General features: G+C 62.2%; 18 protein-coding genes, 1 pseudogene and 1 other annotated feature. Of the genes and pseudogenes, 8 read left to right on the forward strand and 11 right to left on the reverse strand.

Features of this window, described 5'->3' with window-relative positions; all coding sequences use genetic code 11:
- Window positions 1–14 precede the first annotated feature (14 nt).
- The 4 genes from ACEN42_RS42650 to ACEN42_RS42665 all read right to left on the reverse strand — a co-directional run bounded on the left by ACEN42_RS42650 (window position 15) and on the right by ACEN42_RS42665 (window position 2,979).
- Entirely contained in the window at window positions 15–710 is a 696-nt protein-coding gene (locus tag ACEN42_RS42650) for an alpha/beta fold hydrolase (protein WP_371885183.1), read from the reverse strand.
- 361 nt (window positions 711–1,071) lie between these two features.
- On the reverse strand, window positions 1,072–1,845 hold the full coding sequence (locus ACEN42_RS42655; RefSeq protein WP_371885184.1) for a flagellar brake protein: 774 nt from the start codon (window positions 1,843–1,845) through the stop codon (window positions 1,072–1,074).
- 150 nt (window positions 1,846–1,995) lie between these two features.
- Complete coding sequence (locus ACEN42_RS42660; protein ID WP_371885185.1) at window positions 1,996–2,568, reverse strand: hypothetical protein; 573 nt, start codon at window positions 2,566–2,568, stop codon at window positions 1,996–1,998.
- 105 nt (window positions 2,569–2,673) lie between these two features.
- Window positions 2,674–2,979 carry a hypothetical protein gene (locus ACEN42_RS42665; RefSeq protein WP_371885186.1) on the reverse strand — a complete coding sequence of 102 codons (306 nt, stop codon included), beginning with the start codon at window positions 2,977–2,979 and terminating at the stop codon, window positions 2,674–2,676.
- Between the two features lie 175 nt (window positions 2,980–3,154).
- On the opposite strand from ACEN42_RS42665, the gene ACEN42_RS42670 reads away from it, so the two are divergent.
- From ACEN42_RS42670 to ACEN42_RS42700, 7 genes are all read left to right on the forward strand, one after another.
- Window positions 3,155–3,508, forward strand: coding sequence for a winged helix-turn-helix domain-containing protein (locus tag ACEN42_RS42670; RefSeq protein ID WP_371885187.1), 354 nt, complete (start codon window positions 3,155–3,157; stop codon window positions 3,506–3,508).
- A gap of 184 nt (window positions 3,509–3,692) precedes the next feature.
- Window positions 3,693–5,873, forward strand: coding sequence for a TonB-dependent receptor (locus tag ACEN42_RS42675; protein WP_371885188.1), 2,181 nt, complete (start codon window positions 3,693–3,695; stop codon window positions 5,871–5,873).
- Between the two features lie 2,058 nt (window positions 5,874–7,931).
- Window positions 7,932–8,927 carry a UDP-glucuronic acid decarboxylase family protein gene (locus ACEN42_RS42680; RefSeq protein ID WP_371885189.1) on the forward strand — a complete coding sequence of 332 codons (996 nt, stop codon included), beginning with the start codon at window positions 7,932–7,934 and terminating at the stop codon, window positions 8,925–8,927.
- 2 nt (window positions 8,928–8,929) lie between these two features.
- Window positions 8,930–9,916, forward strand: coding sequence for a UDP-glucose 4-epimerase GalE (gene galE, locus ACEN42_RS42685; RefSeq protein WP_371885190.1), 987 nt, complete (start codon window positions 8,930–8,932; stop codon window positions 9,914–9,916).
- A 77-nt stretch (window positions 9,917–9,993) separates the two neighbouring features.
- Window positions 9,994–11,448, forward strand: a complete 1,455-nt coding sequence (locus tag ACEN42_RS42690) for a UDP-glucose/GDP-mannose dehydrogenase family protein (RefSeq protein WP_371885191.1) — start codon at window positions 9,994–9,996, stop codon at window positions 11,446–11,448.
- Complete coding sequence (locus ACEN42_RS42695) at window positions 11,445–14,063, forward strand: glycosyltransferase (protein WP_371885192.1); 2,619 nt, start codon at window positions 11,445–11,447, stop codon at window positions 14,061–14,063. The genes ACEN42_RS42690 and ACEN42_RS42695 overlap by 4 nt, the downstream gene beginning before the upstream one ends.
- A 361-nt stretch (window positions 14,064–14,424) precedes the next feature.
- Complete coding sequence (locus ACEN42_RS42700) at window positions 14,425–14,685, forward strand: transcriptional regulator (protein ID WP_371885193.1); 261 nt, start codon at window positions 14,425–14,427, stop codon at window positions 14,683–14,685.
- Window position 14,686: 1 nt separating this feature from the next.
- Here the strand turns inward: ACEN42_RS42700 and ACEN42_RS42705 are convergent, their stop codons facing one another.
- The 3 genes and pseudogenes from ACEN42_RS42705 to ACEN42_RS42715 all read right to left on the reverse strand — a co-directional run.
- Complete coding sequence (locus ACEN42_RS42705; protein WP_371885194.1) at window positions 14,687–15,016, reverse strand: trehalose-6-phosphate synthase; 330 nt, start codon at window positions 15,014–15,016, stop codon at window positions 14,687–14,689.
- Entirely contained in the window at window positions 14,944–15,408 is a 465-nt protein-coding gene (locus ACEN42_RS42710; RefSeq protein WP_371885195.1) for a trehalose-6-phosphate synthase, read from the reverse strand. The genes ACEN42_RS42705 and ACEN42_RS42710 overlap by 73 nt, the downstream gene beginning before the upstream one ends.
- A gap of 47 nt (window positions 15,409–15,455) precedes the next feature.
- A pseudogene (locus ACEN42_RS42715) lies at window positions 15,456–16,010 on the reverse strand (IS3 family transposase); the annotation flags it as partial.
- Window positions 15,615–15,731: a sequence feature (AL1L pseudoknot), on the reverse strand. Its footprint overlaps the pseudogene before it by 117 nt.
- A gap of 59 nt (window positions 16,011–16,069) precedes the next feature.
- Between ACEN42_RS42715 and ACEN42_RS42720 the strand changes: the two are divergent.
- Entirely contained in the window at window positions 16,070–16,345 is a 276-nt protein-coding gene (locus tag ACEN42_RS42720; protein WP_371885196.1) for a hypothetical protein, read from the forward strand.
- A gap of 88 nt (window positions 16,346–16,433) precedes the next feature.
- Here ACEN42_RS42720 and ACEN42_RS42725 read toward each other — a convergent pair whose 3' ends face one another.
- The 4 genes from ACEN42_RS42725 to ACEN42_RS42740 form a co-directional block, all read right to left on the reverse strand.
- Window positions 16,434–16,928 carry a MarR family winged helix-turn-helix transcriptional regulator gene (locus ACEN42_RS42725; RefSeq protein WP_371885197.1) on the reverse strand — a complete coding sequence of 165 codons (495 nt, stop codon included), beginning with the start codon at window positions 16,926–16,928 and terminating at the stop codon, window positions 16,434–16,436.
- Between the two features lie 74 nt (window positions 16,929–17,002).
- Window positions 17,003–18,901 carry a feruloyl-CoA synthase gene (locus ACEN42_RS42730; protein ID WP_371885198.1) on the reverse strand — a complete coding sequence of 633 codons (1,899 nt, stop codon included), beginning with the start codon at window positions 18,899–18,901 and terminating at the stop codon, window positions 17,003–17,005.
- 111 nt (window positions 18,902–19,012) lie between these two features.
- Window positions 19,013–20,464 carry an aldehyde dehydrogenase gene (locus ACEN42_RS42735; RefSeq protein WP_371885199.1) on the reverse strand — a complete coding sequence of 484 codons (1,452 nt, stop codon included), beginning with the start codon at window positions 20,462–20,464 and terminating at the stop codon, window positions 19,013–19,015.
- A 37-nt stretch (window positions 20,465–20,501) separates the two neighbouring features.
- Window positions 20,502–21,341 (reverse strand): p-hydroxycinnamoyl CoA hydratase/lyase, encoded by an 840-nt coding sequence (locus ACEN42_RS42740; protein ID WP_371885200.1) that lies wholly within the window; start codon window positions 21,339–21,341, stop codon window positions 20,502–20,504.
- Window positions 21,342–21,610: the final 269 nt, after the last annotated feature.

Raw genomic sequence — 21,610 nt, forward strand, 5'->3', positions numbered from 1 at the left:
CTCCGTAATAAGCCTCAGGTGAAGAGGAAGCGCCGCAACGAGGCGGCGACTTCAGCGGTGTGGGAAGTGGGAATGCTGTGGCCCGCGTCCGCGATGATCTCGAGTCGCGCGTCAGGTAGTCCCTCAAGCAGCCATTGCGCGTGCTCGACGGGACTTTCGTTGTCGTCGGCGCCGTGCAGGATCAGCGCCGGGATGTTAATACTCGCGAGGCCTGCGCGTTGATCCGTGTCCCGGATCGCCTGCCAGGTCCATGCGACGGCACCGTGATCGGCCGCGTCGATAAGTCCGAGGCGCGCTTCGCGCGCGGCAATTTCGGCTTCGAGCGAGGCGCCGTCGGGCGCATGAAACCATCGCAGCGCACGCAGCGCCGGCGAGCCGGACATCAGAATCAGCCGCTCGGGACGGTGCGCAAGCAGGGGCAACGCGGCCAGCGACACGCTGACGCCCATGCTCCATCCCGCGAGACAGTACGGCCGGCCACGTGTGCAGGAGTCGATGGCCTGTGCGAGTTCGCAGGCGAACGCTTCGAGGGAGTAATCGGCGGAACGAGTCCCGCGCGTGGCCGCGCCGCGGCCGCGCAGATTCGGCAGCACGAAGCTGAATTCGTCGTCCATGGATTCAGTGAGTGGTCGCCACACCGCGCGCGTGCCTTGAATCCCATGAACCGCGACGATCTGGCGCTGGCCGTGACCCTGCCGGCTGATATCCATTGATCACGTCTCCGTATGCTACTGATATGTTAGTCGCATAGTAGATGTGAGATCAAAATTTAGTCAAGTAGGCTTTATAGGTATGACTCTCGTGTCGCGGAAACGGGAACCTGCTACTCCAGCGGGAGCGATGGTGTATGACTGCCGGCGCGAGCGCGATAATCTCATCCACGCGGAATTGTGTTGTCAAGCAAGTCGCGAGTCATTACTCGTTCAACATCGCAAGAGCGGCGCTGGCAGGCATCTATACCTTCATCACGACCGTCACTTTCATCCTTGAACTGGAAGGGCCCAGTGGCACCAGCTGGTCAGCCAGTGGCAGCCGGCGGAGCTCGAATAGTCCGAGCCGTAGCGGCGCGTGTCAGATGCGCGCCGCGCGCTCCTTGCGATGCATTTCCAGCTGCGTAATCGCACGCTGCAGCACACGTCCCGCATATCCCTTCAGATCGAGGAACCGGCAGCCCAGAACGGCGCGGCGCTCGCCAGTTGGCGTGACGACCTGACGAGGCGCGACGATCTCCAGATCCACCATCACCGCGCCGAGCCCACCCACTTGCAGCCTGACGTCGTTCCAGATCGTGCCCGGCGTGAGCGAACCGAAGTCCGCGTCCCGCGCGCGCAGCGCCACGCCCCCGAGCGACAAGTCCTGCAATTCAAACTGGAACGCCACTCCCGCGTCATTGGCCCCGCTGGCGATGAACGCATCGAACATCGGCGTATCGACGCGGTAGTACTCGCGGCGCTGCACGTAATGAAGCAGTTCGGGAAACGGCGCTTCGAATGCGGGACGCCCTTCGAAGGTCATCGCGACGGCGCGCCCCGTCACGAACCGGGTGCGAATGCCCGACGGCTGGCTGCGGAACGTGAGCTCGCCAGCGAGGACGAGCTCGCGGTTGCCACGCTGCGTGCTGCCCAAATCGAAGATGAAGTGCGCGCCGCGCGAATTGACGTCGAGCAGTTGTGTGATGAACTGCGTGCCGTCGAATTCAACTGTCAGAAAGTCGCCGCGCGCCATGATGCTTCGCAAGCACAGCGCGATCTGCGGTGTGAGCCGCTGCGCGTAGCGGTCGTCGATCTCCCACGCATTTGTCTTCACCGCGCTTTCGTTGGTCACAGAAGGTTCGGCAATCGTCATGATGTTGTTGTTTTGCCGGTCGGCCTGCGGGCATCTCGCATCGCTATCTTATCAAATTGATAAGCAAGTGGTACAGTGGCGACCGTGACGGGCAAAAAGAACCCAGAACCTGAGAGAAGCCATGGCACCCCGGGGAAAGCCGGGGGCCGGCTAACTGCCCGACTGGCGGTCCGCTTGCGGACCGCGCGGCACCGGCAGAAAATGCAGCGCCGCTTTGAGCATATAGATGACGATGACGGTCCCCGCGAGATCGCCGATGAACATCGCGAAGAAACGTGACGCGAAGTCGTGCGTGTCGCCCTGCAGACAGAACCAGATGTTGTGCAAGAGCGGACCGGCTATGGCGTAGGCAACGGTGAGCAACATCAGTCTGCCCGCGGTCAAATTCGACAGCGACGCGCTCAGCCCGTACATCTCGCGCGCCAGGCGATAGACGGCATAAGGCGCGGCAGTCGCGATTATGCCGCCGACGAACGATCTCACGGGATCATTGGGAAAAAAGTAGAAGAAGTCGACGACCCAGCTCGCGAGTAGCAGCCCGAGCGCGCCGTCCGCGCCGAGCAGGAGCGTGCTGAGCAGCCGGATGCCGGCGGGAAGGTAGATCCAGTTCACGCCACGCACGAACTCGGTATGCGTGAAGATCTCCTGGTTGACCCAGAGCGAGCCGATGAAGACGAGTGCCGTTCCGACGACGGAGCATAAGCGAAGCTGAAAGGAAGACATTGGCGTGGCGTGCCGATTGCGCGACGAAGGGTTTCGCATGTTACCGCAGCCCCTTTCGAAATCGCTTTCGAACCTCGCGGGCGCGACCGGCGACGAGCGTGGTGGTTACGCCTTGCCGATGGGCGCGCCGGCCGCTCGTGCATCGATCTGCGCAATCTCGCCGTACTTCGAAGGGGAATCGAGCCTTGCCGCGATTCGCTCGAGTTCATCGAGCAGCGCGAGCAGTTCCGCCTGTTGAACGGGTGACACGGCGGGCGCCCGCCGCAGTTCCTCGATGCGCTCACGCCAGTACGACACCGGCCATGCGGCGCTCCGGTGCCAGTGTCGCGAGCGGATCATCCTCGCCAGATGATCGATTTCCTGCTCGATGAAATGCGCTGTGATGTAGGTGAAGTCGCGTCGTTGAGCCACGTTCGTGCCCCTGATGGTGGCTCGGGCAGAAGAAGAATTCAGGTTCTCTCCAAGCTTTCACTTTGCGCATGATATTATCACGTACTTATCAATTTGATAAATACCAGCGCGCGTCGTTCCGCCGCCAAATTTTCGGCGATGCTAAGATAGAATCATCTCCTCTCAATGGTGATAAATGGCTAAAAAGAGCGTCTTCGATGCCTATTTCCGCTTCCTAAATCTGGCTCAGGCGGTCCATGCACTGCCTTCAGTGCCGAAGCTCGATGCGGCCGAGGAACGCCTGCTGGAAGCACTCACGGCGTCGTGGCATGCTGGGCATACGCTGACCGTTACGGAAACGATGGCGCTGTCGATCGCGGGCGCGCCGGCAACCGTGCATCGCAAGTTGACGAGCCTGAAGAAGCAAGGTCTCGTATCCGTCGACGAAAGCAGCGACGATCTACGCATCAAGACCGTCGCGCCGACGCGCAAGGCGCTGACGTATTTCGAAAAGCTGGCGGCGTGTCTCGAAGAGGCAAAGAAGCGCTGAGCGTCGCTGGAACGCCGTACCACAACTATGCGCGGCGAAGGTTATAATTCGTCGCTTTCCGGCGCATTCGCGCAGTAAATTTTTCCACCCCGCCGACATCCCTCTGGGGAGCGGGACGGCCAGCAGTGTCCGACAGCCTCCGTAGCAATCGCAGGTGTTGTGCTGCATCCTGACTGCGATTGTCATGTTCTTCCCGCGTAGCGAAGTCGTTCATCGCCGCCGTGCCGCGACGGCGGCGCGCCTGCTTTTCCTGGGCGTCGTTCTTTCTCCCGGCGTTCGTGCCGATGAAAGCGATCCGGGCACACAGCAGTTGAAGCCGATCATCGTCAGGGCGGAAAGGCAGCCCGCGCCCGAAGAGCGCACGCCGGTCGCCATGAGCGTCTATGGCAATACCTTTCTCGACAGCACGGGCGTGCGCGATATCAAGTCGCTCGCCACGATTGCGCCCGATCTCAACTACGCGCAGGTGCAGACCGTCGTGCCCGTGCTGACCATTCGCGGCATCTCCAGCCGCGATACGACCGAGATCGGCGATCCATCCGTGGTCGTCGTGACGGATGGAAGCTCGAACAACCGCCCGTACGCACTGAGCGGCACGCTCTACGATCTCGACCACATCTCCGTTCTGCGCGGTCCGCAAGGCACGCTGTACGGGCGCAACGCGGTGGGCGGCATCGTCGATATCGTGACGGCGAAACCTTCGCGCGCTTTCGAGGGCCGTGCATCGGGCGATCTCGGCAACTACGCAACACGCAATCTGGAGGCTATGATCAACGTCCCGGTGAACGACGTCCTGCAGTTTCGCGTGGCGGCCATCTCACGCCGGCACGACGGCTATCTGAGTAATGCGCCGCAATCCGACGGCGACGACGAGAACACGCGCTCCGGGCGTCTATCCGTCGCCCTGGAGCCGACCTCGCATCTGCGCATACTGTTCACCGCGCAACAGACCACGTTGAAGGGCGTCGGCCCGGTCTCGCTCGATATTCCCTATATCTACGATGCGAACGGCAACCTTTCGCACGACAAGCCGCCCTTCCCGGCCGATCCCCGCATGTTCACCTATGCGACAGCGCAATCGCAAAGCATCGACGATACGCTCGCCCGCTTGCATATCGCGTACGACTTTCCGGGCGTCGAACTGAGCTATACGGGCAGCTACGACAACCTGACCTGGCGTCATGCGGCGAACAGCAGCCCGAGCTTCGCCGAGCCTGTGTCGTACCGCCAGAACGAATTTCCCAAGACGCTGAATCAGGAAGTGCGCGTGAGTTCGCTCGGCGATGGGCGGTGGTCGTGGCAAGCGGGCGTCTCGTACTTCCACGAGTCGTCGTCGTTGTACAGCGCGAACGAATCGCCGTTCAACGACGGTGTCTATCTGCCCACGCTCGCGTTCGCGTACGGCATCCGCACGACATCGACGGCGGCCTATGGCCAGTCGTCGTACTGGGTGACCGACAGGATCAGACTGACCGCGGGCATGCGCGTGACCTGCGACGAGAAGAGCCGCGATGGCGAATACTTCTTCGCGAATTCGAATGAACCTCCGTTCGTCTATACGCACGTGCCGCAGGACGACGCCGGTTCATGGTCGAAACCGACCGTGCACTTCGCGGCTGAGTACGCGCCCAGCTCGGCGATGATGACCTACGTGCGCTACGACACCGGCTACAAATCGGGCGGGTTTTCTTCGTCGGGTTCATATGCGCCGGAAACGCTGAAAGGTATCGAGATCGGCACGAAGTCGCTGTGGAATTCGCAGCGCGTGCAGATCAACGCGAGCATCTTCGACTACGACTATTCGGGCCAGCAGATCGCCCAACTCGTGCCGTTCGCGGATGGGCGCACAGGGACGAGCATTGTCAATGCCGGACGCACGCGCATCTATGGCGCGGACGCCGATATCCGCGCGCTGGTCGATCCGGTCGGCCTGCTCACGCTCTCGGTAGCATGGCTGCATGCGCGCTTCACCGATTTCGCCGTCGACGATGGCAGCGGCCAGAACGTGCAACTCGCCGGCAAGGTACCGCCGCAGAGCCCGGCGTTCACGGTCGGCTTGGGGCTCGAACATGCGTGGATGACCACGGCCGGGCGCATTGTCGGCCGCGTGGACGCGAAACTCCAGAGCGGTCAGCACTTCACGATCTACAACTACGCCGATGATTATCAGAAGCCGTATTTGACCGCCGACCTCTCGGCGACCTGGATGCCGAACCGCAAGAACGTCGAGCTGATGGCGTACGTCCGCAACGTGACGAATCAGCGCGTGTTCACGGCCGCCGAGGAATACACGTTCGATGACTCGTACCGTTATGCGTTCGCAGCGCCGCGCACGTTCGGCGTGAAGGCGACTTATTTTTGGTGATCCATACGGCCAAGCGCTTTCAAATCACAACCTCGGAGGTTGAACGGCTGTTTCAGGGGCGAAGCAGATCTCTGAACGTCGTTGCGACGGAGGGAGTCACCGACGCATCATGGCTGGTTTCGGAAGACTGAGACCGGAGCGTCGGCGAAGATGCTCAAAGTGGTTTCGAAGCGTGTCTTCACGATCTACGGGAGACGATCTAGCCGCAATATGCTACTCATCGGGTCCGTGCCATCAGACGGCCTTATCCACAGATTTCGTGCGTAAGCCTGTGGACAAGTCCTGGATTGGACTCGGCCGCCCGGTGATTCGTAGAAGTAAAGCGATTCGGTGCCGGTCGCCGCGCAAGCTATGAAGACTAAAGTCGGTGCGGACATCGAACGCGGTGCCGGCCCCATCGGTGACGCCATGCGCACCCTCCACGGCAGCCTGATCAGCCCAGTCGACATCCCCTACATTGGGAGGTGCCCGGTGCTGCGCTGCTCGCCACACTCGTCTCGCAAGGTACACAGGTATGTGGCTGATCTGACCACCAAGTGCGGCTTCGGCACCCGCGACGGTGACGTAACGCTGGGTTATCTCGTGAGTGTCTCAGCGCGCTGCCCATGCTTGGACATCCCCATATCCAACACGCCTTCGAAATATCGAGCATGGCATTCGGCGGCTCCATCCTTGTGCTTGGCTTGATCAAGGACGCGTGATGGCTGACCGGCATGGCGATGAGTCGATCGCAATCGGATCATGCTCAAGTGTCCGGCATTCTGGAGGGTGACTGCAATGCGCACAGAGATTCAGATGATCGACCGCATTGTTTCGAAAAGCCTGCGCAATATGATTGACCAAAATGGCGACTCCGCTGTCACCGGGCCGGTCTTCGTGAGAAGTGACCTCCCCGACGGACCCGTAGTGCTCACGCCGACACGTCACTACTATCGCCAAGGGCGTCTCCTGGCTTACGAGATCGCCAACGCCCACGCCTTCTGGATATCGCTTCGGCAAGCAAAGGCCGAACATGGTGATCGCGGCGCGACTGTGTCGCTACCTGCCGTTGAATACTTCAGGAACAGGCGACTATTCGTATCACACGACGGGATGGCGGTATTCGCACTCGGCAAACGAAGGACACGCGCGGGTATCTCTCCAGTGTGTGCAAATCGCCGAAGTACCTAGGATCGATGACACCGCTGCTTTAGTTGGCGATACAGGAGGGCCTACCCACCTTTTCTGCTTCTACATGCCTCACGGCTTACTATCGCAGACTTGGCTTCGGGCCGGTATGTCGCGTTTCGTTTGAGATGTTTGGCGAACCGCGTGACTAGAATCGCGAAGCGTACCGCGAATACGGACCTGCCGGGAAAGCAGGTTGTCCAGACGTAAACTACTTCTGCTACGCCCCCTGCCAACCACTCTCGTGCGCGTCCGATCCAGTCGACAAGGCACTCGCCAGCACTGAGATCCCGTACGCTTCGTCGCTGCAGCAAGCCAACGACATCCTTACCCGCACGGGGATCTCAGCTTCGCTCGTTGCGGCGACGCCGCGCCTTGAACTGCGTTTGAGATGCAGACACCGTCTGATTGGCCATCGTATCCCGAGCGTGCGCTGCGCTTACCGAGAACGGAGCGACGAAGGCGGCAATCGAACAGTTTCTTGCACATGCCAATCTCCTTGGTTGATCAATGCGATACGTGGCCGGCTGCAGCACGATAGCCGGGCCTGCCCATCGCGCTTGGGTGTCTCGCCGCTTCCCTGTTCTCGCAGGCAGCAGTCCATGTCCAAGGACTGTTGATCCAGCAGTCCGATTCGTCACGACGCAGCTCATCCGGAACTGAACGTTTTGGCAAAAGAGTGCGCCAGCGTCGAGAGGTGCAATTTTTACCGCCAAACGTTGTCGTCATTCAACCATTGGTAATTTGTGCGCAGCACAACAGAGTCCCTATATTTGTAGGTCGAATATTCGTCTGCGGGTCGCGCGAATCGGAAGGCGGGGCAAGCGGTCGATGGCCATCATTTAGATGGACCAAACACTTGAACAAGAAATCAAAATCAGAAAGGCCACAATGACTACGACATTATTTAGCAAAACGAATGATCGGCCGCTTGCGATTGTTACAGGGGGCGCCGGGTTCCTGGGCAGTCACGTGTGCGATCGCCTCGTGCGCGAAGGCAAGCACGTCGTCTGTGTCGACAACTTCATGACTGGGCGACGGGCCAATATTGCGCATTTGAGAGCATCGCCCTACTTCACGCTGATCGACGCTGACATCTCCGTGTCGCTTCCGCAGATCGATGCTTCGGAAATCTGGAATCTCGCCTGCCCGGCATCGCCGCCGACGTATCAGGTCGATCCCGTTCACACGATGCTCACCAACGTGATGGGCATGAAGCACTGCCTCGATCTCGCCTATGACACCGGCGCGCGCGTCTTTCAGGCATCGACGAGCGAAGTGTATGGCGACCCGGAAGTGCATCCGCAGACGGAGTCGTATCGCGGCAAGGTGAACCCCATCGGTCCGCGCGCATGCTATGACGAAGGCAAGCGCGCCGCGGAAACGCTGTGTTTCGACTACCGCCGCATGTACGGCACCGATGTGCGTGTCGCACGTATCTTCAACACCTACGGTCCGCGCATGGACCCGCAGGACGGTCGCGTCGTCTCGAACTTCGTCGTCCAGGCGCTGCGCGGCGATCCGCTGGAGATCTATGGCGACGGATCGCAAACGCGCTCCTTCTGTTTCGTCGACGATCTGGTCGAAGGCTTCTTCCGCATCATGCGCGCGCCCGAAGCGCCGCAAGGTCCGGTCAATCTCGGCAATCCCGGCGAATTTTCGATGCGCGAGCTCGCGGAACTGGTGATCGGTATCACGGGCACGTCGTCGACGCTCGCGAACAAGCCGCTGCCGATCGACGATCCGAAGCAGCGTCGCCCCGATATCGGCATCGCGCAATCGCTGCTCGGCTGGAAACCACAGATTCCGCTGCGCGAAGGACTCTCGTCGACAATCGCTTATTTCAGCGCCGAACTGTGGCTCACGCCGCTCGCGGAGGAGTGCTGATCATGAAAGCACTCGTTACCGGCGGTGCCGGGTACATCGGCAGCCACACGTGCAAGATGCTGGCGCGTGCGGGTCATACGCCCATCGTTTTCGACAACCTCTCGACGGGTCATGCGGATGCGGTCAAGTGGGGCCCGCTATGCGTCGGCGATCTGCTCGATGCCGACGCGCTCGACGCCGCATTCGAGACGCATCGGCCCGACATCGTGATTCACTTCGCCGCGCTCGCGTATGTGGGCGTGTCGATGCAGGACCCGGCGAGCTATTACCGCGTGAATGTTGGCGGTACGCAGTCCCTGCTTGACGGCATGCGCCGTCACGAGGTATCGCACATCGTACTGTCGTCGAGTTGCGCGACCTATGGCATTCCTGACGTGTTGCCCATCACCGAAGACACGCCGCAGCAGCCGGTGAACCCGTATGGCTTCACGAAACTCATTACAGAACGCATGGCCGCCGACTATGAGCGCGCATATGGTCTGCGCTGGATCGCGCTGCGTTACTTCAACGCGGCGGGCTCCGATCCAGAAGGTGAGATCGGCGAGCGTCACGACCCGGAAACGCACGCGATTCCGCTCGCGATCGGCGCCGCGCTCGGCACAGGTCCCGCCTTCAACGTGATGGGCACCGACTACCCGACGTCCGATGGCTCCGCCGTGCGCGACTACGTGCATGTCAACGATCTTGCGGATGCGCATCTGCGCGCAATGTCTCACCTGCGGCAAGGCGGCGACAGCGGCGCCTTCAACCTCGCGACGGGCCGCGGCACCTCGGTGCTTGAATTGCTCGGCGCGGTGCACGCCGCAACCGGCAAGCCCGTGAGCGCGGTGCATGCGCCACGCCGTGCGGGCGACCCGCCCGCGCTGTACGCGCAGGCAGACAAAGCGCGGCGCGTGCTCGGATGGGAGCCGCAGTACACGGACATCGGCCCGATGGTCGAAACGGCGGCGAAGTGGTTCATCGAAACAGACAGCCCGGTCGACGCCTGACGGCGCGACACACAACGGGCGCAAGAAGACCAACGAAGACCAGCAAGAATCAATCAAAAGAATCGGGGAGCAGAAAAATGAGCGTACGTATCGCAATCGTGGGAACCGGCTATGTCGGACTGGTGAGTGGCGCGTGCCTGGCCGAACTGGGACACGACGTGATCTGCATCGACAACGATCCGTCCAAGATCGATGCGTTAAACAACGGCCGCATTCCGATCTACGAACCGGGCCTCGACGAACTCGTCAGTCGCAACGCCAAGCGCGGCACCCTGCGCTTCAGCCTCGATCTCGCCGCGAGCGTGAAGGGACGCGAAGCGGTGTTCATCGCGGTCGGTACGCCCTCGCATCCGGGCACGGACCGCGCGGACCTGAGCTATGTGATGGCGGTGGCCGAACAAGTCGCGCCGAACATCGACCAGTTCACGGTGCTCGTGACCAAGTCGACGGTGCCCGTCGGCACGAATCGCGAAGTGCAGCGCGTCGCGGAACGTTGCCTCCCGCCGGGACAATCGTTCGCGGTGGCGTCGAACCCCGAGTTCCTGCGTGAAGGCTCGGCGATCGAAGACTTTATGCACCCGGATCGCGTCGTGTTCGGCACCGACAGCGCCGCCGCCGTCGCGATTATGCGCCGCATCTATGCGCCGCTCGAAGAGAACGGCTATGAAGTGCTCGCCACCGAAATCGAAACGGCCGAGGTCATCAAATACGCGGCCAACGCGTTCCTCGCCGTGAAGATCAGCTACATCAACGAGATCGCGGATTTGTGCGAGGTCGTCGGCGCGGACGTCGATCGCGTCGCGGCAGGCATCGGTCTGGACCGGCGTATCGGCGCGGCGTTCCTGAAAGCCGGTCCCGGCTGGGGCGGCTCGTGCTTCCCGAAAGACACACGCGCGCTGAAGGCCACGGCCTCGGAGCACGTTGTGCCGATGCGCATCGTCGAGGCGGCGATCGAAGCGAACTCGCGCCGCAAAACGGTCATGTTCGAGAAGATCGAAGCCGCGTGCGGCGGTTCGGTCGCGGGCAAGCGGCTCGCCGTGTTCGGCCTCACCTTCAAGGGCCAGACGGACGACATGCGCGAAAGCCCGAGCGTCGGCCTGATCGAGATGCTCGAAGAGCGCGGCGCGAAGGTTCGTGCGTACGATCCGTCCCGCCCGGCTGAAGCTGCGCGCATGCTGCCGAACGTGGGCGTGGCGACGATGCCGGTCGCCGCGGCGCGCAGCGCGGACGCGCTCGTGATCCTGACGGACTGGAAGGACTTCACCGAGTGCAACCTCGGCGAGCTGGCCGACTACATGGCCGATCCGGTGATGGTCGACCTGCGTAATCTGTTCGACGAGGACGCCGTGCGCGAAAGCGGCTTCCGCCAGTATGTGCGCATCGGGCGCAAGAGTTCTGGCGGGCGCCGCGCACCGGCCACCGAACGGCGCGCGCAACCCACGCGTGCTCCGCTTGTCGTGCCGGCGAACGTCGTGCGTCACGAAGCGCGCGCCGAAGTCGTCTCCACCGTCGAAGCCAGCGAGGCCGTATGAGCACGCCGGTCACCCGTCCCGAGCAACTGGAGGCGGAGCGTGGCCGCCCGGCGAGCGAGGCGGAAACGCCGAATCTCGCCGAGCCCTACCTCGTGCCCTTGCTATCCGGAAGGCAACGCATCTCTTTCACCGTGCTGGCGGTGTGCTGGCTGCTGAGCCTCGTCGGATTCTGGGCGTGGTGGCTGCAGCCACAACATAACGTCGATGCATTTCGCTATGCAGTGAACTGCGCAGTGCTGTTCTGGACCACGGTCATCCCAGGCTACTTCGTGCTGGTATTCTCGCGCGCCCGCGTGCCGAACCGCGCGCGGGCGGTCCCCGCTGGTCTTCGCGTCGCGATGGTGGTGACTAAGGCGCCGTCGGAACCCTTCGCAATCGTGCAGACGACGCTGCGCGAGATGCTCGCACAGTCCTACCCGCACGACACTTGGCTCGCCGATGAAGATCCGTCCGAGGAGACAATCGACTGGTGCGCGCGTCACGGCGTGCATCTCTCGACGCGCAAGGACGTAGCCGATTACCACAATGCTTCGTGGCCCCGGCGCACGCGCTGCAAGGAGGGCAATCTCGCCTATTTCTACGACCAGTTCGGCTACGCCAACTACGATTTCGTCGCGCAGCTCGACGCAGACCACGTGCCGCAACCCGGCTATCTCGAAGCGATGCTGCGTCCGTTCTCCGATCCGAACATCGGCTATGTGTCGGCACCGAGCATCTGCGACAGCAACGCACCCGAAAGCTGGGCTGCGCGCGGCCGGCTGCACGCGGAAGCGGCCCTGCACGGCGCACTGCAGGCGGGGCACAACGGTGGGCTGGCGCCGCTTTGCATCGGCTCGCACTATGCGGTGCGCACGCGTGCGCTGCGGGACATTGGCGGTCTCGGCCCCGAACTCGCGGAGGACCACTCGACCACGCTGATGATGAACGCCCACGGCTGGTCCGGCGTGCACGCGCTCGACGCGATCGCGAGCGGCGACGGCCCCCGCACGTTCGCGGACATGGTCACGCAGGAATTCCAGTGGTCGAAGAGCCTCACCGTGATCCTGTTCCGCTACACGTCGACGTACTTCGGCCGCCTGCCGCTGCGCCTGAAGGGGCAGTTTCTGTTCGCGCAACTCTGGTATCCGCTCTTCTCGCTGACGATGGCGGCGAGCGTCGCGATGCCGGTCATCGCGCTTCTCACGCATCGCGTCTGGGCGGACGTGCCCTATACGGACTACCTGCTGCACGCGGCTCCGGTGACGGCGAGTATCCTGCTGCTGATGGCCTGGGTGAAAACCACGGGCTGTCTGCGCCCGCATAGCGCGAATGTCGTGTCGTGGGAAGGACTCGCGTTCCTCTTCGCGCGCTGGCCGTGGTCGCTGCTGGGGGTGGTGTCGGCGGCGCTCGACTGTGTGCGCGGACGCGAGTTTGCGTTCCGCGTGACGCCGAAGACCGCGATCGCCGACCCCGTCGCACCCATGCGCGTCGTCGCGCCCTATCTGTGGCTCGTGCTGCTCTGCGCCCTGCCGGTTCTGCTCGTCGACGATGCCGACAATGCTCGCGGCTTTTACGTGATGTCGATGCTCAACGCCTTCGTGTACTTTGCCATCGCGATCGTGATCGTCGTAGCGCACGCGCGTGAAAGCGGGCATCGCAGATCGACGCTTGGGCTGCTGCTCGCCGAGGGTCCGCTCGCGCGGCGCGGCCTGTTCGTCACGGCGGCGCTCGTGCTGCTCGCGGGCGGGTATCTGCGGCTCGGCCAGGGCATCGAAGCGCTGATGTGGCGCGGCGAAGCGATCACGCCCGCCGTGGCCGCGGAGCCGCCAAAGATCGGCGCCTACGATCCGGAGCACGCCTACGCGCTCGCCGATACGCTCGACGTCGAGCATATCTTCGTGTCCTGGGTTGATCCAGGCGCACCGGCCGCGATCCACGACGCCGGCAACTACGCGAGCCTGCGTAAGCGCAACCTGATGGTGACGGTCGAACCCTGGCCGGCCGCATCGCGCAACTCGCATACTCTGCTGCGCGACGTGACGCTCGGCGCCTACGACGCCGAGATCGACGGGGTGTGCGGCACACTGCGGTCGCTCGAATCGCCTGTGAAGGTGCGCTGGGCTCAGGAGATGGAAACCGCGACCGGCCGCTATCCGTGGGCCACGAACGATCCTAACGGTTATATTGCCGCGTACCGGCATTTCGTCGACCGGTGCCGCGCTGGCTCGAAGCTCCTGAGCTTCGTCTGGTCGCCGCGCGGCGATACGTCGTTGCCCGCGTATTTCCCCGGTCGCGGCTATGCTGACGAAGTCGGCCTGTCCATCTTCGACTGCCCGACGTGCGCGATGGGCGCAAAGGACGGTGCGCCCTCGGCAACGGCGATCCTGCGAGAGAAGTACGCGCGTGTTCAGAAGTACGGCTTGCCAGTCATAGTCGCGGAACTGGGCGTGGAAGGGACGCCCGAGCGCCAGCGCGCGGCGTTGACAGCGTTGCGCGATGCGCTACCACACATGCCGGCCCTCGCGACCATCGTTTACTTCAACTCGCCGGATTCGCCGGGTGCATGGCCGCTCATGCACACGCCAGACTGGCGGATGGAGCCGACGCTGCTGGGTGTGCTAGAAACGGCAAACTAGCGCGCCACCGGAAGAGGTGCGAAGCCCGCGTGTCATGCGGGCTTCGTAACGTCAGCCGCGTGCCGCGCCGAACCTTGTTAGCGCAGCGGGCTGATTAACAGGGCTTTCGCCCCGAAGCCGCTCTCAACCCGCATCTGTGCGACGTCGAGCAACCCGGTCACTCGCTTACTGTCTTACGACATCTGAATCTTGCTACGTGCCGACCTCGCGCAGGATTCGCATATTCAACAAAGGGCAGCAGCCGTTCGACTCCGTTTGGCAATAGGCAACGCGTAGTCGCGTTGTCTATCATGCGTCATATACCGGCGCAATGATCGGTGGCCCTCAGAACGGCCGCGCTCGCTTATGCACAATACGCCGCATGTCCGAAAACGAACTAGATCCCGAACAAATCGCGCAGGTGCGGGCCGCCATCGATGCGGCCGCACACGCCTGCGGATCGCAGGCCGAACTCGCGCACCGACTCGGAACATCACGTGCCCAGATCATGCATTGGCGCAGCGGGCAGCGGCCGGTGCCCATCAAAGCGTGCGTGACGATCGAGCGCCTGACAGGTGGCGCGGCGACGCGCAAGCAGTTGCGGCCGGATGACTGGCCGGATATTTGGCCAGAACTGTCATAAGTCACTGAAAGGGAGGGTCGTGCGCCGCGATGAATTCCTTCGCCACGAGGTTCATGCCATCGCGCAACGGCGTGACCAACGCCACGCGGCTTCCGCGATAGAGGCCCGGCAGACGCTTGCCGCGACATTGCGATGAATGTAGCGCACGGGCATCCAACTCGCCGTAGTCCCCGTCGATCGCGCCGCAAAGGCTATCCATCTGACGCCGCAGATCGTCGTAGGCGCCGACCTTTTCGCGGCTTGGCGAAGCGATCTGAATCAGCGTCGCCCGGCTTCGGTTTTCAGGGTAGCGGGCGAGCAGTTCGCGGAATGCCTCGACTCGCTGCGGCAATCCCTTCGAATAGTCGAGCCGATCGACGCCCAGCAGCAGACGGGCGCGACATGTTCGTGCGGATGCGCGAAGAATACTCGCGGCGCCGCTCCTTTGGCCTCGGCGAGCCGGAGGAATTCATCGATATCGATTCCAATCGGGTAAGCGCCGACACGCAAGGTCCGGTTGAAGACGCGCAGGCGCTCGCGGCTCAATCGTTCCGCGCGCGCTTCGGACTCCACGTAATGACAGAAATGGGTGACGTCCGATTCGCTTTGCAGTCCGACGAGGTCATAGGCGAACAGTGACTTCATCAGCCATTCGTGCTCAGGGATCGCCGCCATGATCAACGGTGGAGGCATCGGGATATATAAGAAGAACCCGATGCGAATGCCACAGCCCAAGGCGCGCAATGCCGACGCTAACGAATCAAGTGATAGTCGTGGACCCAGATGAGGTCATCTTCTCGCAACAGCGTCCAGACTTTATCCGCTCCGTAGACCCCCATGTTGGCCTGCCAGACACGCTGGATCTCGAAGCGCAGGCGTTCATCGCGTATCGCTCGCGCGCAGCGGCGCGACGGATCGCGAAGCTGTGCAGCACGGCGCCGGTAGCTCGACGGGGCAATCCCCAAGACCTTGCAGATCGGCTCGACCCCGAAGGTGTCGCGATGCTGATCGATGAAGGCCTTCAGGACTTCAGGCGGCGGTCGAGCTCCGCCTGGGCGAAAAACGCACTCGCAAGTTTCAGAATCTCGTTGGCGCGGCGCAGTTCCTTGACTTCGCGCTCCAGTGCCTTAAGACGTTCGCGTTCCGACGTGCTCACATCCTCGCGCTCTCTGCTATCGACTTCCTCTCGTTTGACCCATCCCAGCAATGTCTGGCTCGTGCAGCCGATCTTGGGAGCGATGGATTCGATCGCTGCCCACTGTGACGGATACTCGCCCCGATGGTCCTGCACCATGCACACCGCACATTCCCGGACCTTCAGCAGAAAATTTGTTCGACTTGTTCATGGCTCCATTTTCTCAAGAGTTGGAGCCTCCACCAAATCCAACCAAATCCGGGGCGGTTCATGCTTCGCAATCTCCACCGCTTTCAGAACGGCTACATTGTCGCCACCGATGAGTACGCCGCAGCGATTCTTGACCTCAAAGGCGATGCGCCCGGGGGCAACGGAATGTCGCTGAACGTGTTCAACAAGTATGCGCTTCGTCTTCAATTCTCCAGTTACCTCAGAGATTCAGAGACGTCGCGCGTTTTAATAAAACGCCGTGACTACCGCACCTCGCCTGTCGATGTGCACGCGCCCCAATGGCGATGCTCTCGATCCGCCCATCATCTTTGCTGAACGGTAGTCGAGCTTTGAGTCCAGCCAAACTGCTAAACCGGGCCAGTTCATTCTTTCCCGAGAGAGAAGAACTCTACCTATCGTGGCGTCAGCCGCGCAGATTGCGCGCGAAAAGCTCGAGGCAGTTTTGAACGAGCGTCGCGTCGGCCGCACGGATGTCCTTGAGCATCTGATCTTCCAGCGAACGAACGACGTCCATGCCCTGCCGCAACACGCCGCGCCCTTCCTCGGTCAGTCGCAGCACGACGATGCGCCCGTGATTGGGATCCGGCTCACGCGTGATCCAGTTTCTCGCGGTCATCGCGCTCATTACCTCATTAGCCGATTGCGGCGTAATGAAGGACCGTTCCGCGAGTTGCGCGTTCGATGCCTCCCCGCGCGCGTCGAGCACGGATAGCGCCGTGAATTGCGCAAGCGAAAGTCCGATAGGCGCCAGCGCCTCGGTCATCTTGCGGCGCAGAATGCGATCAAGGCTTCCAACCAGATAAGTGAGGCGCGGTCGCGCCTGAGACTTGCGCACGCCTGCGGCGCGGGCGGATTTCATCGTCGACGGGGCTTTTTTTGCTGGCGCTTTAGTCGGCATCGCAACGCTTGACGGAGCTTGAGAAGTTGCCAATGTTACCGCGTCCGCGCGCCCGACCCGGTTGCAGTGAGCTTTCAATTGCGCATGTGCCTCGCGAGAATCATCTGCAAATCAGGTGGACTTGACTCGTATAATGCATCGACGATCGCCGCACGATGGGTCAAGACTGCCGACTGATTGATCGAGCCTTTGTCCGTAATTTCGCCGCGATCGAGTGACGGCGGAGTCTCGAGCAGGCGCATGCGCGCGATGGTGTTGGCACTCCCCGTCGCCTGCTGGTTCAAGCGGGCCAGCAGTGTCTCGAAAAACTCGCGCACCGCAGGCGCTTCGGCGACTTCGCTCACGCTCGCATCGTGCGACAGACCCGCAAGTTTTCGAATTTCGTCGATTCTCGGAAAGACCAGCGCACCCACGTCGTCACGATTCATCCCTGTGATAACGGCGTCCTGAACATACGGCGCGCCTTCGGAGATGATACGGGCGCGCATGGGCCCGACGCTCACGAATGTCCCGGAACTGAGCTTGAAGTCCTCGGCGATGCGGCCATCGAACATGAGTCCCAGCTCCGGCCGCTCTTCATCGACGAACTTGAGCGCATCGCCGCTGCAGTAGTAGCCTTCTTCGTCGAAACTCTGCGCTCCCTGGCTCGCTTCCATCCGCCAGTAACCGGCCATGACATGCGGTCCGCGGAAGCGCGCTTCCAGCTTGCCGGCCACCGGGACCAGCTTGACGTCACAGCCGGGAGCCGGGACGCCCACATATCCCGCTCGCATGATCGGGCCCGTCGTGAACAGGCACGACGGCGACGTCTCCGTCATACCAAGTCCCGCCATGATCCGTATGCGTTCGCCGCAGTAGCGCGCCGTCACCCGTTCGAGCCGGTCCCATGCTGCCTGCGAGAGCCCTGCGCCCGCGAAAAAATACACCTTGACGCGCGAGAAAAAGGTCTCGCGCAGTTGCGCGTCGGTTTCGAGCGCGGCCGTCAGTTCCTCCCATCCCTTCGGCACGTTGAAGAAAATCGTCGGTGCGATCTCACGCAGATTGCGCAGCGTTTCCTCGAACTTGCCGGGAACGGGCTTGCCGTCGTCGATATAAATCGTTCCGCCGTTATACAGCGCGATGCCAACGTTGTGACTACCGCCGAACGTGTGATTCCACGGCAGCCAGTCGACCAGAACCGGCGGTTCATCGGCGAAGGCGGGGAACGTCTCGAGCAGCATCTGCTGGTTGCTGCACAGCATGCGGTGCGTCGTCGGCACGGCCTTCGGCAGCTTCGTCGATCCGGAGGTGAACAGAAATTTCGCGATGGTGTCTGGTCCCACCGCGCGCTGCGCATCGTCTACGGTAGTGGGCGACGTTGTGATCAGATCGGCAAGGGACGACGATGTCCGCGCGCACGATCCGGACACAAACAGGACTTCGACATCTTCCGGCACCACGGCGTCGATGGCGGCCGCGAAAGTATTCCCGTCAGTGGCGAAGACGAGCCCGGGTTTCAGCACGTCCAGCGTATGACGCAGCTTGCCGTAGTCGCTGGACACCAGCGAATATGCCGGGGAGATCGGCGCATAAGGCACGCCCGCCCACATCGCGCCGAGCGCGACCTGCAAGTGTTCAAGATCGTTGCCCGACAGAATCGCGACAGGGCGCTCGACCGAAAGTTTGCGATCAATGAGCGCCTGTCCGATGGCCCGCGCACGTTCGAGCATTTGTGCATAGCTGATGCCGTTCCATGCGCCGCTCGCATCCCGGCGCGCGACGAGCCAGCGTTCAGGGTGCGCTTGGGCGCCACTCACGAGTCTGTCCGTAAATCGCTCCGGATAGCTCCCAAGTGGCGCTTGCGTGCTCATGTAGCAAATATCGCCTTCCTGGCGCACGTTCATATCCGGGTTCCCGATGCGCACCTTGCGGTGCGGAAGGTTTGCCAGATCCCGCGCTTCTTCGCCTCTTTCCTGAGTCGGCTCGAAGTTCACTGATTGTCTCCGCTGAATGTCCCCGGCATCGTTCCGCGCGTTGCATGACGCGCGGATACGGTCTTCGCCCTCAAGGCGCTGCCTTCGGATTGATTGATCGTGCGCGCTGAATCAGATGGGATAGTGCCGCTGGCCCGCCTGAACCGTGATCCAGCGTAGATCGGTAAATTCCGCGATCGACGCCTTGCTGCCGAAACGGCCATAGCCGCTCCCCTTCACGCCACCAAAAGGCATTTGCGCTTCGTCGTGCACCGTCGGACCGTTGATATGGCAGATACCCGATTCGACGCGCTTCGCGACGTTCAACGCGCGCGCGATGTCGCGGCTGAAAACGGCCGCTGACAGGCCGAACTCGCTGTCATTCGCGACGGCCACTGCTTCGTCGTCGCTTTCGACCCGCTGTACCGTTACCACCGGTCCGAACGATTCCTCCGCGTAGAGCTTCATGTCACGCGTGATGTCATCGACGATGGTCGGCTGCATGATTGCGCCGTCGATCGCTCCGCCCGCCCGGATCTTTGCCCCGTGGCTGCGGGCATCCTCGACCAGCGCCGCAATGCGCTGCGCGGCTTTCGTGTCGACGAGCGCGCCGAGCTTTGCATCCGCGGCCGTCGGCGCCATCGCCACGAGCGTGCGCGCCTTGGCCGTCAGCTTCTCGACCAACTCATCCGCGATACTTCGATGCGCAACGATGCGCTCGGTCGACATGCAGATCTGGCCCTGATTGAAGAAGGCGCCGAACGCGATCGCCTCGACCGCAGTATCGAGATCTGCATCGTCGAGCACGAGCGCCGGCGCCTTGCCGCCGAGCTCCAGCAGCGCGGGCTTCAGGTGTTTTGCCGCATGCACGGCGATGATGCGCCCGACGTGCGTCGACCCCGTGAAGTTCACGCGGCGCACCGCGCGATGCGCGATCAACCGCTCGACGATGGCCGCCGCATCCTCGGGCGCGTTGGTCACGACGTTGACGACGCCGTCGCCGAGCCCCGCCTCCTGGAACACTGTGCCGATCATGCGATGCACCGCCGGACACACTTCCGATGCCTTGAGCACGACAGTGTTGCCGCATGCGAGCGGCATCGCGATGGCGCGCGTGCCGAGAATCACTGGCGCGTTCCAGGGCGCGATGCCGAGCACGACGCCACATGGCTGGCGCACCGCGAGCGCGAGATTGCCGGGCATATCGGTGGGAATCACGCTGCCGTCGATCTGCGTGGTCATCGCCGCCGCTTCGCGCAGCATGTTCGCGGCAAGATGGACGTTGAAGCCGTACCAGTTCGCCATCGCGCCCGTCTCCGGAATACCCGCCGCGATGAAGTCACCGGTTCGGGCATCCATGATGTCGGCCGCCTTGAGCAACCGCGCCCGACGCTCCGAGGGCGTCAGCGCCGCCCAGGCCGGAAATGCGCGAGCGGCGGCTTCGACCGCCGCGTCGGCGTCCTTGAGCGTTGCAGCCGGCGCGCGCGAGGCCACGACGCCCATGACAGGATCAAGGCGGTCGAATGTCGCCCCATTCGATGCGGCGCGATCCTGCCCGCCGACCAACATGCTCACTTCGTTCACGGTGCTATCTCCTGAAAGGCGCTTACTATTCATGCGCTTACTGTTCCGTGCGCTTGTATGCCTGCAGACCCGGCTTGATCGATTTCTCGTCGAGGAACTGCTTCAGGCCTTGCGCACGCCCCTGCTCCGGATCACGGTGCAGCGCCTGATCGAGCTTCGCGTACAGGTAGTCCTCGTTCTGCTCCCACGTCAGTTCCCGGGAACGCTTGAAGCCGTGCTTCGCCGCACGCAGCACCACGGGATTCTTCTCCAGCAGCTTCGCCGCGAGCTTCGTTACTTCATCGCGCAACTGTGCGCGGGGCACGCTCTTGTTGACGAGGCCCATCGCTGCGGCTTCCGGACCCGTGAAGGTGTCGCCCGTCATGATGTAATGCAGCGCCTGACGATGGCCCACCGTGTCGGCCATTGCCTTGCTCACGAGGTTACCCGGCGGAATGCCCCAGTTGATTTCAGAAAGGCCGAAGACCGCTTCGTCCGCTGCGATAGCCAGATCACACGCAACGAGTGGCGAGAAGCCACCACCGAAGCACCATCCGTTCACCATCGCAATGGTCGGCTTTGCGTACATGCGCAGGAGCTTCCATTGCCACTGGCAGGCGTCGCGGCGGATCTTCTCCTGAAGAATTTCCGGGCCCGCGTCCACTTCGCGGAAATACTCCTTCAGGTCCATGCCCGCGGTCCAGGCGTCACCCGCGCCGGTCAGCACGAGCACGCGCGCATCTGCATCCAGTTCGAGCGTCTCGAGAACCTGAATCATCTCGCTGTTGAGCGTGGGGCTCATTGCATTGCGCTTTTCCGGGCGATTGAACATCACCCAGGCGATGCCCGATTCCACTTTCACGTCAACGGTTTTCCAGCGACCTTCATAGCTTGCCATGCGTTTTCTCCGGCGCCTCGCGGCGCAAAGTGTGAGTGTGTTTCCTGATCGCGGCGGGCTGCTGAGTCGAACCGTTTTCACGTCTCAGGTAACCTGAGACAAATTCTAGTATCAAGTAGCCTGATAAAACAAGCGGCACGCACTCGGTAAAAACCCTCGACCAGGATGTAGTGCGATGCGCGCCCGCAATCGCGTCACACATAGGGGTATTCACCGAAATCAATTTACTTGCATGGATCAGGTGACCTGATATGAAATACGCCCATCAG

This window comes from Caballeronia sp. S22, assembly GCF_964261745.1.
In the GTDB taxonomy this organism is placed as follows: Bacteria; Pseudomonadota; Gammaproteobacteria; order Burkholderiales; family Burkholderiaceae; genus Caballeronia; species Caballeronia jiangsuensis.